13 protein-coding genes and 1 pseudogene are annotated in these 12747 nt (G+C 67.9%); 4 read left to right on the forward strand and 10 right to left on the reverse strand.

From position 1 onward, the window contains the following. The first annotated feature begins 11 nt into the window (after positions 1 to 11). Positions 12 to 768: pseudogene (locus tag H5V44_RS13520) on the forward strand (metallophosphoesterase family protein). A 21-nt stretch (positions 769 to 789) separates the two neighbouring features. Here the strand turns inward: H5V44_RS13520 and H5V44_RS13525 are convergent. After that, the gene (locus tag H5V44_RS13525) at positions 790 to 1968 is read right to left on the reverse strand and encodes an aspartate kinase (RefSeq protein ID WP_185193668.1); all 1179 of its coding nucleotides are present in this window, start codon (positions 1966 to 1968) and stop codon (positions 790 to 792) included. 239 nt (positions 1969 to 2207) lie between these two features. Here H5V44_RS13525 and H5V44_RS13530 point away from each other — a divergent pair, with 239 nt between their 5' ends. After that, positions 2208 to 2645 carry a hypothetical protein gene (locus H5V44_RS13530; protein WP_185193868.1) on the forward strand — a complete coding sequence of 146 codons (438 nt, stop codon included), beginning with the start codon at positions 2208 to 2210 and terminating at the stop codon, positions 2643 to 2645. A gap of 50 nt (positions 2646 to 2695) precedes the next feature. On the opposite strand, the gene H5V44_RS17885 is transcribed toward H5V44_RS13530, so the two are convergent. From H5V44_RS17885 to H5V44_RS13555, 6 genes are all read right to left on the reverse strand, one after another. Then, on the reverse strand, positions 2696 to 2824 hold the full coding sequence (locus tag H5V44_RS17885) for a hypothetical protein (RefSeq protein WP_281381270.1): 129 nt from the start codon (positions 2822 to 2824) through the stop codon (positions 2696 to 2698). A gap of 87 nt (positions 2825 to 2911) precedes the next feature. Further along, the gene (locus tag H5V44_RS13535; protein WP_185193869.1) at positions 2912 to 3673 is read right to left on the reverse strand and encodes an Lrp/AsnC family transcriptional regulator; all 762 of its coding nucleotides are present in this window, start codon (positions 3671 to 3673) and stop codon (positions 2912 to 2914) included. Between the two features lie 153 nt (positions 3674 to 3826). Next, on the reverse strand, positions 3827 to 4492 hold the full coding sequence (locus tag H5V44_RS13540; protein ID WP_185193669.1) for a potassium channel family protein: 666 nt from the start codon (positions 4490 to 4492) through the stop codon (positions 3827 to 3829). Positions 4493 to 4551: 59 nt separating this feature from the next. Then, positions 4552 to 6006, reverse strand: coding sequence for an APC family permease (locus H5V44_RS13545; RefSeq protein ID WP_185193670.1), 1455 nt, complete (start codon positions 6004 to 6006; stop codon positions 4552 to 4554). Positions 6007 to 6139: 133 nt separating this feature from the next. Then, on the reverse strand, positions 6140 to 6826 hold the full coding sequence (locus tag H5V44_RS13550; protein ID WP_185193671.1) for a universal stress protein UspA: 687 nt from the start codon (positions 6824 to 6826) through the stop codon (positions 6140 to 6142). A gap of 452 nt (positions 6827 to 7278) precedes the next feature. Next, complete coding sequence (locus H5V44_RS13555) at positions 7279 to 8994, reverse strand: DNA-directed DNA polymerase II small subunit (protein WP_449271819.1); 1716 nt, start codon at positions 8992 to 8994, stop codon at positions 7279 to 7281. 114 nt (positions 8995 to 9108) lie between these two features. Between H5V44_RS13555 and H5V44_RS13560 the strand changes: the two genes are divergently transcribed. Next, the gene (locus H5V44_RS13560) at positions 9109 to 9939 is read left to right on the forward strand and encodes a S26 family signal peptidase (protein ID WP_185193673.1); all 831 of its coding nucleotides are present in this window, start codon (positions 9109 to 9111) and stop codon (positions 9937 to 9939) included. Positions 9940 to 9961: 22 nt separating this feature from the next. Here the strand turns inward: H5V44_RS13560 and H5V44_RS13565 are convergent, their stop codons facing one another. The 3 genes from H5V44_RS13565 to H5V44_RS13575 all read right to left on the reverse strand — a co-directional run bounded on the left by H5V44_RS13565 (position 9962) and on the right by H5V44_RS13575 (position 11613). Next, the gene (locus tag H5V44_RS13565) at positions 9962 to 10192 is read right to left on the reverse strand and encodes a CDGSH iron-sulfur domain-containing protein (protein ID WP_185193674.1); all 231 of its coding nucleotides are present in this window, start codon (positions 10190 to 10192) and stop codon (positions 9962 to 9964) included. A 97-nt stretch (positions 10193 to 10289) separates the two neighbouring features. Beyond that, entirely contained in the window at positions 10290 to 11045 is a 756-nt protein-coding gene (locus H5V44_RS13570; RefSeq protein ID WP_185193675.1) for an Sjogren's syndrome/scleroderma autoantigen 1 family protein, read from the reverse strand. Positions 11046 to 11091: 46 nt separating this feature from the next. Further along, on the reverse strand, positions 11092 to 11613 hold the full coding sequence (locus H5V44_RS13575) for a DedA family protein (protein WP_185193676.1): 522 nt from the start codon (positions 11611 to 11613) through the stop codon (positions 11092 to 11094). Positions 11614 to 11717: 104 nt separating this feature from the next. On the opposite strand from H5V44_RS13575, the gene hemB reads away from it, so the two are divergent. After that, entirely contained in the window at positions 11718 to 12698 is a 981-nt protein-coding gene (gene hemB / locus H5V44_RS13580) for a porphobilinogen synthase (protein WP_185193677.1), read from the forward strand. The last annotated feature ends 49 nt before the right edge of the window (positions 12699 to 12747 follow it).

Genomic DNA, 12747 nt, shown 5'->3' on the forward strand with positions numbered 1-12747 from the left:
TACGATACGGTATACGGGTCGCCGTCGTCTCCGACATCCACGCGAACAGGATTGCGCTCGACGCCGTCCTCGATGACCTCCCGCCGGTCGACGGGATCGTCTGCGCCGGCGACGTGGTGGGCTACAACCCCCGGCCCGCGGCGTGCGTCGACGCCGTCCGGGAGCGGTCGATCCCGACCGTGAAAGGGAGCCACGACCGCGCGGTCGCGGCCGACACCGGGTGAACCGGAACCCGGTTCCGGTTCAACTCGATGGCGGGCGCCGGCGTCGCCCACGCCCGCGAGCGGCTCGACGACGACGCCGTCGCGTGGCCGGCGGCCCTGCCCGACGCGCGGACCTGTTTCGACGGCCGGGTGAAGCTGGTTCACGGCCACCCCAACGACCCCGATCGCTACACCTACAGTAGCGTTTGCAACTGGTTGCACATCCGATCGCACGCCGCCGTGCGATCGAGTGAGCGAAGACTTCCAAACGCTACTATATCCCAACGAGCTCTCCGCGTCGCTGCTCGGCAACGAGGACGTCCTGGTGCCGGGCCACACCCACGTGCAGGCCCACGAGGTCTTCGAGGAGGGGATCGTGCTGAACCCCGGGAGCGTGGGACAGCCCCGCGACGGCGACCCGCGGGCGGCGTACGCGCTTGTCGATCTCGACACGCTGTCGGTGGAGGAACGGCGCGTCGAGTACGACATCGACGCGGTGGCCGCGGCGGTCCGCGACGCCGGGCTCCCCGACCGGATCGGCGAGCGGCTCTACGAGGGGCGGTGAGCGCCGACCCCGACGCCCGACTCAGAACTCCTCTTGGACGATCTTCAGCGTCTCCTCGCGGTCGTCCCACGCAACGAAGATCGCGACCGACGTCGCCGACGTGATCACGTCGTGGATGTTGATCCCCGCCTCCGAGATCGGCTGAACGATGTCGAGAATGACTCCCGGGCGGTTGGGGAGTTCCCCGCCCGTCACCCGGATGACCGCGATCCCGTCCTCGACGGTGACAGACGACAGCGTCTGATCCTCGACCACCTTCGAGTGCAGCAGGTTCTCGGCCTCCTTCGCGCGGCCCTCGTGCATGTAGAACGTGACCGAGTCCATCCCGCTCGCCACGGCGTCGATGTTGATCCCGGCGTCGCCAAGCACCTTCGAGAGGTCCGCGAGGATCCCGGGGCTGTTCCGGAGCGCGCGGCCGGCGACGGTGATACACGAGAGGGGATCCTCCTGCATATCGATGAGGTTCTGGAACTCCCCCTCGATGAGCGTCCCGCCGGTGAGGAGGTCGCCGTGCTGGTAGTGTACTACCCGGACCCCGAGGCCGTCGTCCTTGTACGACAGCGCGGAGGGCGCGACCACCTCGGCGCCGCGGAACGAGAGGTTCCGGAGTTCGTCGACCGTGATCCGGCCGACGTTGCGCGCGCCCTCGACCACCCGCGGGTCGCCGGTCATCACGCCCTCGACGTCGGTGACGATGACGACCTCGTCGGCGCCCATATACCGGCCGAGCATCACCGCCGTCGTGTCCGAACCGCCGCGGCCGAGGGTGGTGATCTCACCCGCCTTGTTCTGCGCCAGAAAGCCGGTGATCACCGGGACCACCGAGCCGAGGTCCGCAGCGAGTTCTTCCACCCGGCGCGTGGTTTCCTCGATGTCGACCTCCCCGAGGTCGTTGGCGATGATGGGCCACTCGTCGCTGCCGGGTTCGACGAAGATCGCGTTGATCCCGCGGGCGGCCAACGCGGCTTTGAGCATCCGGACGCTGGTTCGTTCGCCCATCGAGACGATCTCCGCGCGGTCCCGATCCTCGGCTTCGAACTCGATCTCCTCTAAGAGCTCGTCGGTGGTGTTGCCCATCGCCGAGGCGACGACCGCGATCTCGTGGCCCGCCTCGACCGCCGCCGCGATGGAGTCGGCGGCGCGGTTGATCCGGTCGCCGCTCCCCAGCGACGTCCCCCCGAACTTCGCGACTACGCGCACTGGCCCCCTCCCCATCGACGGATGGGTTCGCCCCGAGAGTGGTGCTCTGACATAGCCGTTGATTGCGCTGGGGGGGTGTAAAACCTTGTCTCCCGGGGCTGTCGCGGCCGACCCCGCCCGTTCGACGCTGTCAGCCGGCAGATCGCCGGTTCCGGCCGGCCCGTGACGCGACGCGGCAATCGCCCGACCGCGACCGAGGCGTGATTTAAGGGCATTCGGCCGAATAGACAGGTATGGACGTGGAGGTACGGGACGCGGTCGAGGACGACGCCGAGACCCTGGGCGCCATCGTCGACCTCCCGGCGGACGCCCTCCGGAACGTCGTCCACGACCGGACGGTGCGGCTCGCAATCGAGCGCCCGGGCGACCCCGGCCCTAACGCCGACGCCGACGGGGTCGACGACACCGATTCAGTTCTCGGGTTCGTCGCCTTCGACGTGCGGGACGGGACCGTCCACGTGACCCAACTCGCCGGCGCCGCCGACGTGGCGGAGCAGCTCCTCGCCGAGCCGGTCCGGTTCGCGGTGCAGGAGGGGTTCGACGTGGCGTTCGTGGTTCCCGACTCCGACACCGACGCCGCGGCGGCCGCCGAGGCCGCGGGGTTCACCGCCGTGGGGCCGGGGCCGCGGTTCGACGGCGAGACGACAACGCGGTACCGGTTCGACCCGGCGGGGTGAGCGGGGCTGTACCGCTGGGGAGTGACCGCCCCCGCTGTTTCCCCTCCCGTCTACATACTGCCGGCGACGACGGGATCGAATCCGGCGGCCCGTCCCTCGACGGCGGCGAGGGGTTCGTGGCCGCCGTCGGTCGCGAGTGGGGCGCGCCGGTCGTCTCCGCGGACAGCGATCCGACGCACGAGGGGTATGTTATCCTCGCCCGATTCGTCCCGAACTCGTCGATAGAACGTACCCGAGCGTTAACCGCGTCGGGATCGCTTCGAGCCTCAGTTGTTCGCCGGCTGTGGGTCGCTATCGAAGGCAGTGACGAGCTCTTCCGGCAGCGTCTCGGGCGAAAACACCGAGACTACATCTCCCGGCTTGATTTCGGTATTTCCATTGGGCGTGATGTGAGCCCCCTCACGTTCGACCCCCACGATCAGAACTTCCTCGGGCACCAGCCCTTGCTGGTGGGCATCGTCCAGCGTCACGCCGGCGATACCGGCGGTCTCGGAGACGGTGAATTCGACGAGCTCGCCGCCGCCTGCGACGGCGTGGAAGTCGGTCACCGGCGACGGGGCACGGTCCTCCTCGGGAGCGAACCGGTGGTACGGCTGGAACGTCTCGTCGATGACGATGTCCTCACGTTGGATACTCAGTCCAGCAGCCGAGAGCTGATGCGCGATACGGTTGATATCGGCCGTATCCTCGCCGACGGCGGTGATCACGAGATTATCCTGCCCGGCGAGCAGTTCTCTGACGTGGACGATCCCTGGTGTTGATTCTGCCTTGTTGGCGAGTGCTGACCGCTTCCCCACAGGAGCGGTACAGGTGAACTGCGTGGTCACCTTTCCGCCGGACCGCTCGTAATCGATATCAGTGTGATAGCCGCGGATGATCCCGTGTTCCTCCAGCCGGTTGATCCGGTTGCGAACCGTCGCAGGGGTGACGTCCACCTCGTCGGCAATCATCGGAGCGGACGTATCCCTCGCGTTGGCACCGAGATAATAGAGAATTCGCCGGTCGATCTCGTCAGGCCGATACGTCATAGCCGTAGTTCTCGGCCGTCGGGGCAAAGACGTTGTGCCGCCCTGCTCATCTGATGCCCCGTCTGGAACGCTGGTACGGTTTTGTTTCGTGTAGGTGACCCAGCAGCAGTTCGCCGAGCCGTCGGCGGTCCGATACGTCGCCCGGGGGGTACATCACCCTCGAAGGAGCCGAACGACCTCGTCGCTCACCCCCGTTTGGACGGCCAGGATGTACTGAACGCCGGGTTCCAGCACCATATCGGGACCCGGGAAGTTCCCCGTGTGTTGTTCGGCCACGACGACTGCACCTCGGGGGAACGATACCGCGTCGAGTGATTTCCCGGCGGCCGGTGCTCCCTCGGCGACCTCGATCTCGATGAGTTCCAGCCGGTCGGTGATCTCTTCGATCGTCCGGACGCCGCCACCGCTGACGTCGATGATGTCGTTGGCAGCCGTATGGGCGGCCAATTCCTCGGGATAAACCACCGCGTCGACGATCTCCTCGAACTCCTCGTGGTCGCCGTGGTCGATCCGGGCGACGGTCTTGATGTCGGGCGCGACCCGCTGGGCGGTCATACAGATCCCGACGTTCGTCATCGCGCCGTAGCTCGTGAGCCCCGCGATAACGTCGCTGCGTTCCAGTTGCGCCTCCCGGAGCACGCTCGGGCGGCCACCGTCCCCGTGGATCACGGAGGCGATGTACTGGTCGCTCAGGAACTGGACGCGGTCCTCGTCCTTTTCGACGATAACGATGTCGTGCCCGCGGTTGTCCAATCGCCGTGCCGTGTGATAGCCGACGCGGCCGCCGCCGACGATGACGATGCGAAGGTCCTTGCTCATAACTGGGTTTGAAATCCTTGTGCGACCGTGGTGTGTGTTTCTATCATAAGTCTGAACGTTCAGTCCTCCTCGGTCGGCTCGCTCACTGGCGGGTCCTCAACGGAGCCAGTCTCCGCGTCGGTCGGCTGGTCACGCGATATGATGTCACGGACCCGTCCCGGATTGAGTCCGGCGTAGATGACCCCCCCGAACAGCAACCACCCGACCGCGACGGCCCACGTCAGCGGGGAGATGAACGCTGCGAGAACCAGGTTGAGAGCGCAGCCGAGGATCGGCGGGGCAGGGTAGAACGGGACCTCGAACGGCCGGTTGAGGCTCGGTTGGTTCCGTCGGAGTTTGATCACCGCGAGGTTTACGATGATGAACCCCAGCAGCGAGAACAGACTCGCGAGATTGCCGACGAGACTGATCGGCGCGACGACGGTTGCCACGAGCATAATCGCTGCACTCCCCATCAGTGCCGCATAGGGCGTCCCGTAGTCGTGGTGGATGGTTCCGAGCCGCTCGGGTAACTGTCCCTCTCGCCCCATCGCGAAGGCGACGCGACTGGAGCCGATCACGACGGCGTTGAGCGCGCTGATCGTCGAGAAGACGGCACCGAACCCGATGAGAGCGGCCCCGATCGAGGCGCCGAACAGCCCGATGTCGGGCATGAAGCTGATCGCCGCCTCGACGACGGCTTTCTCGCCGGCCGCGCCAAGCCGCGGCGCGCCGAGGGTCCCGATGGAGATGGCGACCACGAGCAGATAGATGAGCACGGTCACGCCGAGGCTGAGGAAGATGGCCCGTGGGATGTTCTTCCGCGGGTTCTCGACCTCCTCGGTGACCGTCGCGATGAGGTCGTACCCCTGGAAGGCGATGAACGTCAGCCCCATCGCCGGCAGGACCTTGACCGCACCCTTCGAGAAGAAGTCCCCTACCGTCGGGGTGGCACCGGGAGCGATGCTGAAAAACGCCGACGACGAGACGGCGCCGATCCCGAAGAGGATGAACACCCCGAGGATCGCGATCTTGACGAGCGTTACGAGCGTCTCAGCACCACCGCTGGCCTCCGTCGAGAGGGCGTTCAGCGCGACGAACGAGACGACCGCCAGCAGCGCGTAGCCGACGTGCCAGATCGGCCCCGCCGGCAGCCCCGTCCAGTAGAGGTGGATGAACTCGACGAAGTTCGAGGAAAACCCCAGCGCGTACAGCGCCCCGGCGGCCATATAGGTGAACCACCGCGTCCACCCCATCACGAACGCAACGGGTGCGGAGAACGTCTCGCGGATGTAGGCGTAGCCGCCGCCGTTTTTCGGGATCGCACTCGCCAGTTCGGCATATGAGAGCGCGGTGAAGGTGGTCACCCCGCCGTTGAGTGCGAACACGAGGATGGCGGCGGGACCGGCGATCTCGGCGGCGAGCCCGGTCAGGACGAAGATTCCCGCGCCGATCATCGCGCCGATGCCGACCATCGTCGCGTCCAACAGCCCCAGACTCGCTGCCGGTGACCGATCCCCTTGCTCGGCCCCCATTATTCCCCCCGTAGCCGCCGGATGTCAGTACCGAGGCGGCGTCGGAAGAGATCAGACACGCGACGCACGGAACCACGAGTATCGAGGGGGCCGGAAGGAGTGGCGACGGCGTTTGCACGAGTCGCGGTCATAATCAGTCCGGGCCCCGGATGACGAATGCAGGGTCGTCCGTATCGAGGGTCATCTCGGTCGAGCGAGGTTCGAGGACCCGGACGTCACGCGAGGGATCCGGTTCACCGACGACGAGCAGGTCGCACTCGGTTTCGAGTTCGACGACGCGCTGCCCGACGTCGGAGCTCTCGGACAGGTGCTGATAGGCCCGGTCAGGGTCGATCCCCCGCTCGACGAGTCGGTCCGTCGCGTTCGTGAGCGTCTCCTCGCTCGTGTGGAACAGCGTAACGGACGCGTCGGTCGCAGCCAAAAGGTCGGCAACGAACGAGAGGATCCGGTCTCGATCCGGTTTCCCCCCGAGTGCGACGAACAGTCGATCGAGCGTATCCGCCTCGCCTGTCGTCAGGATCGCGTCGCAGCCGTCCTCGCGGGCGACGCGGTTGATCGCCTCCTGGCGGTCACTGCTGAACACGAGTCGGGTCCGGGTAGGGACCTCAGCGCGTTCGAGCGGGCGGACGAGGTCGGCGAGCTCATCGCGGGCGTCCCCTTCGAACTGCTCGCGAGCTGCGCCCGGCGGGGTCTGCTCCGGTAGTTTGTACTGGCCGAGGGCGACCACCTCCGTCGTCGCGAGTGGCTTGATCAGCATCGACGGAACCGGATCAGCGTCGGGCAGGTCAAACGGGATGAGAACCCTATAGCTCGTACTCATGCGTTCCAGTCCGGCGGTTCCCCGGGATCAGGACCGTCCGGGTCGCCCCGAGTGCCGGCAGACGATGGCGGTCCGTCATCTTCGGCCCGGCCTCATCACTTCGCGGGTGGTCCGTAGTGGGTCGCGGGTTTACCCCGGTCATACTGACATCGGTATCAACAGTTCGTTCGGGAAACAAAAATATCTATGGGTCTAAGATATCCATAACAAATATATATGGTATCCATATTATCGTCTCAAAAATACGAGCTGCTAACACGCAGAGCACCCGATCTCCTAATCGACGTGCATCCAGCCGTGTGACCCCTCGTCTGTCCGTACACCGCGACGGATGGCTGATCGTGGAACTACCACGCTGTTCGTGATCCTCCGATATCGCCACCGGCCAGCCGTGTCACCGGTCCGAATGGACATTGTGACCCCGCCGAAGAAACCTCGTGGCACTCGTCCGGCTACGCGAACTTCCGGACGGTCATATCCAAGGTATCGAGGTCGAGGATCGGCGCGTGTGCCACGTCGGGGTCGATGTTGACCGACTTCTGGAAGTCGGTCTGGGCCTGCCAGCAGCCGGAATTAACTGCAAGAACGTTGTGATACTTCCCCCAGCCGATCTTGTGGACGTGGCCGGTGTGGAAGACGTCCGGGACCGCCTCCATCACCAGGTAATCCTTCTCCTCGGGCGCCAGCCGGGTCTTCCCCCCGAACTGCGGCGCGACGTGTCGCTTCTTCAGCAGCTGGTACATCGCCTTGTGCGGCTCCTCGTAGCTGGCTTTCGCCTCGGGGAGCTCAGCGATCACTTCGTCGAGCGAGACGCCGTGATACATCAGGACGTTCACGCCCTCGACGGTCGCCAGGGAGGGGTTGCCCGTGATCCGGGCGTCGTGGGCGGACATGACGTCCCGGAGCGTCTCGTCGAACCCCGGCTGGGGCTCCGCGAGCCGGACCGCGTCGTGGTTCCCCGGGATCATCAGGATCTCCATATCGCCGGGCACGTCCTTCAGTCGCTCGGCGAAGGCCTCGTACTGGTCGTAGATGTCGACAATGTCGAGTTCCTCGTCCTGACCGGGGTAGACGCCGACGCCCTCGACCATATCCCCCGCGATCAGGAGGTACTCCACGCGGGCGGCTTCCTCGGAATGGAGCCACGACGCGAATCGGTCCCACGCGTCGGCCTCGAACTCCTGGCTCCCGACGTGGAGGTCCGACACCAGGGCGGCCTGGACGTGCCTGTCGGCGGTGTTTGGGGTGTGGGTCCGCGGGACATCCGGGAAGTACATCGCGTCGACGAAGACGATCTCCCCGTCGTCCGACAGGGTCCCCTCGACCGCGATGCACTCGTCGAGCAGGAGTTCGTCGACCAGGTCGGCGAACTCCCGGTCTTTCATAACGAGACACGGGAACGTCCCGGTGGTGTCCTCCAACTCGACGATCCAGTGGCCGTTCTTCGTCGACCGCACGTCGTTGACCAGCCCGACGATCGCGGCGTCGCTGCCGCCGTTCATCGACCGGATCGCCTCCGTCGGGCGGTGGTTCACCCGCCCGCGAAGCTGCTTCGAGAGCTTCTCGTAGCGGTCCCGGAACACCGTCACGAAGTCGCCGTACTCCCCGGTCCCGGTGCTCTGGCCGGTCACGTCGCCGGTGACCGAAAGCGACCGGAGCGACGGGTCGGCGGTGCGGGTCGCGGCGTCGGCGGGCGACCCCTCGCCTCCCGCGTCCACGACATCGTCCGTTCGTGTCGACGTCGGCGAATCCGTCGCCGCCGGCGAGTCGGATGCGTCCGTCCTCGGCGCTGGGTCCGGCGAGTCCGTCGTCGGCGTCGAGTCTCCCGCCGTTCTCGACGCCGCTTCCGCCCCCGTTTCCGATCCATCGTTCGATCCGGCTTCGGCGCCGGCATCGACCGACTCCTGCGGCCGATCTCCAGTTGAAACAGAGGGGTGTTCGTCGGCGTCGACCGGGGACCCGGGCTCGGCCGACGCGGCGTCCCCGCCCCCGGCGCTGCCTGTCTCCACGAGGGCGGCCCGGACGTCGCCGGCGGTGATCCGGAGCGCGTCGTCGTCGACGTGGTCGACGACCGCCTCGACCGCGCGTTCGGGGACGTCGGCGCCCGCGAGCAGCGTCACTGCCTCCTGTTCGGCGTTGTAGCCCAGCCGGGCGAGTTCCGTGACGATGCGGACCGGCGTCTCCTGGGGCACACCCCTCCGAACGGGGGTGGGGCAAAAAAGCGTACTGTCTCCGGCGACGCCCCAGAAGGTTGAAACGCGGCGACGCAGAATGAGGGGTCGATGACCGACGAACCGGGCGACCGGAACGCCTCCGAGGACGACCCCACGGAGGGTCCCGACGGACCCCCCTCGGAGGACCCCGACGGCGACGGGCCGGGTGCGGCCGACTCCCCGGGTCCGGCCGCCCGCGACGACACCCCCCGAGCCGCCGACTCCCGCCGGGAGCGGACGGCGCGCCCCGACCCGGAACCGGGCTCGCGGGCCGCCCGCGGGGGCGACGAGAGCTTCCTGACGCGCTTCCGGACCGCCCGTAGCGGCCCGCTTTTGTTCATCCGGGAGACGCTCTACAGCGTCATCGGCGTGCTCGCGGTCGGCCTGCTCCTCTTTGCGGTCAGCGGGGTCTGGCCACCGATGGTCGCCGTCGAGAGCGGGAGTATGGAACCGGAGATGCAGCGCGGCGACCTGATCTTCGTGACCGAGCCGGAGCGGTTCACCCCCGATTACGCCCGGGGCGGCATCGTCACCGTCGAGGTCGGCACCGACGAGGGGTACCGGAGCTTCGGCGGCAACGGGTCGGTGATCATCTACGACCCGCCCGACCGGGTCGGCTCGCCGATCATCCACCGCGCACACTTCCACGTGGAGGAAGGCGAAAACTGGTACGACCGGGCGAACCCGGCGTATCTGAACGCCGACGACTGCGAGTCGCTCTCGAACTGTCCGGCTCCCCACGACGGGTTCATCACGAAGGGCGACGCCAACGCCCGGTACGACCAGGCGTCGAACATCGCCGGGCCGGTCCGCCCCGACTGGATCCGGGGGACCGCGCGGCTCCGCATCCCGTATCTCGGCTACGTCCGGTTGGAACTGGCCGGGCTGGTGGCGGCGTAGGGGCGACCGGCTCGGACCCGCCTCAGTCGTCGGCGTACTCGATGGCGTCGATCGGGTGTCGGGGCTCCTCGTCGTCGTCGTTCTCGTATTTGTACCGCACCCCCTCCTCCTCGTCGGCGGTGCCGTTGTGGGAGCCGTCGCAGAACGGCTTGTTGTCCGACAACCCGCAGGCGCAGACGTAGATGTCGCCGTCGTGGTCGTCGGGGTCGATCCGCGTCGGTCCCGTGGCGTCGTGCGTGACTTCGCGTGCCATACCGTGCCAAGAGTTCCTACAGGGAAAAGCCCCAGGCGACATTAGTGTCACCTAAACCCGCGCGGGACGAGACGGTCCCCGGGACGAGGGCGGCCGATCAGGACCCGTCGAGTTCGTCGAGCGCGGCGGCGGCCGTCCGCGCCGCCTCCAGGTGGTCGGTCGCCCGCCGTGGCTCGTCGGTGTCGGCCGCCAGCCGGGCGTGCCGTGTCAGCGCCGCGAGCAGGGATTCGCGGGCGGCCCGTCGCGTCGGCGCCGCACCGTCGTCCTCCGTTTCCGGGTCGGCTACGGCGTCCGACCCGGTTTTCGGGGGCGATCCGCCGGCGGCTCCCCGCCCGGCGTCGTGGCCGCGATCCGACCCGGCCGCGCTGCCGGCGGCACTGACCCCGTTGGCCGCCGCCGGGTCGTTCGTCCCCCGTGCCGCCTCTGCGCGGTCCCTCCCCGGGGTCGCCGGCGTCGCGTCCGCTCCCGCGTCGGCGGTCGGCGCCTCCGACTCCGGCGGCGCCGCTCCGCCCGCGGCCGTCGCGTCGGTTGCGTCGCCGGCGTCGCCAGCCCCCGTCGGGGCCGTGTCGGCCGATGCTTCAGCGTCCGGGGCCGCGTCGGTCGACGCTTCAGCGCTCGGGTCCGTCCTGTCGTCGCCGGCTTCACCGTCCATCGTGCGCTGACAGCTCGGGCAGAACTCCTGGCCGTCGTACCGGAAGATCGGCGACCCACACTCCCCGCAGTGGCGGTTCGTCATCGTCGCGCCCTTCAGCAGGAGTTCGCTCATCTGCTGGGTCCGCTTTCTGTTTTCCTCGTCGGCCTCGTACTTCTCCCGGAGCCGCTTCCGCTCGGCTTCGGCGTCGAAGTCGCTCATACGTGGCTTTCAGACGGCGTGTCTCGAAAAAGCCTCCGGACGGTGCCTACAGCAGCGTGCCTGCATAGAGGTACAGCGCGGCGAGTGCGACCTCGAAGACGAGCGTTCCCGCCGCCGACAGCGCCACGAACCGCCGGTCGTCCATTCCCGCGAAGCCCGCCGGCACGGTGAGCATCCCGCGGGTGAAAAGCAGCGCGTTGCTCACGGGCACGACCACCGGTCCCCACCGCTGGAACCACCCGTCGAAGCGGTCGAGCTTCGACTCCTCGATCCGGAACCACGACTTCTCGAGGAGGTACTCCCGGCCGCCGCGTTTGGCGAGTTTGAACAGCGCGAACTGCCCGACGGTCGCGCCCAGGACCGCAACCCCGAGCACGGGTACGAGCGCGTCGTTTCCGAGCAGCAGCAGCGACCCCGGCACGATGAGCTCGCTGGGCATGAAGTACATCAACATCGCCCCTTCGAGCACGAAGACGCCGAACAGCGCGAGGTAGGCCCACTCCGACTCCAGCAGCGCGAGCAGCTCGTCGGGCATCGCGTCGAGTTGGAGGGCGATGACGGGCTGCATCGGTGCGAACTACCCCTGACCCGCACAAACCCCTTTCGCTCCGCGCTGTCGCGGTCGCGACGGCGACGCGAGCGACTTTTTCCGTTCGACCACGAACCGGGGGTATGAACCTCACCCACCGCCCCCGCCGGCTCCGCCGCGACGGGATCCGCGGGCTCGTCAGCGAGGTCGACCTCGACGCCCGGGACCTCGTCGCCCCGGTGTTCGTCGACGCGACCGCAACGGAGCGGGTGCCGATCGAATCGATGCCCGGCCAAGAGCGGGTCCCCGTCGACGAGGCAGCCGACCGCGTCGCGGAACTGCGCGAGACGGGCGTCGAGGCGGTGCTGGTGTTCGGGATCCCCGAGTCCAAGGACGACCGCGGAACGCGCGCGTGGGCGGAAGGCGGCGTCGTCCAGGAAGCGGTCCGCCGGATCACGGCCGAAACCGACGCGTACGTGATCACCGATGTCTGCCTGTGTGAGTACACCAGCCACGGGCACTGCGGGGTGCTCGAACCCGACGCGGCCGGCGACCCGACCCTGACCGTCCGGAACGACGAGACGCTGGAGTTGCTCGCGAAGACCGCCGTCTCACACGCTGAGGCGGGCGCGGACATGGTCGCGCCGAGTTCGATGACCGACGGGATGGTGGGCGCGATCCGCGAGGGGCTCGACGACGCCGGCTTCGCCGACGTGCCGATCATGTCCTACGCCGCGAAGTACGAGAGCGCGTTCTACGGGCCGTTCCGCGACGCCGCCGACGGGGCGCCGGCGTTCGGCGACCGCCGCCACTACCAGATGGACCCCGCAAACGCCCGGGAGGCGCTTCGGGAGGTCGAACTCGACGCCGAGCAGGGCGCCGACGTCCTGATGGTCAAACCCGCGCTCGCGTATCTGGACGTCGTCAGCGCGGTCCGCCGGGAGTTCGACCACCCGGTGGCGGCGTACAACGTCTCCGGGGAGTACGCGATGCTCCACGCCGCCGCCGACAAGGGGTGGCTCGACAGGGAGGCGGCGGCCGCCGAGTCGCTGCTCGCGATGAAGCGGGCGGGCGCGGACCTGATCGTGACGTACTTCGCCGAGACGCTCGCCGACAGGCTGTAGTCGGGCGGCCGGATTCCCCTCCTGTGGGTGCTTCCCGGCCGCCGCGCGC

Source organism: Halobellus ruber (assembly GCF_014212355.1).
Taxonomy (GTDB): domain Archaea; phylum Halobacteriota; class Halobacteria; order Halobacteriales; family Haloferacaceae; genus Haloquadratum; species Haloquadratum rubrum.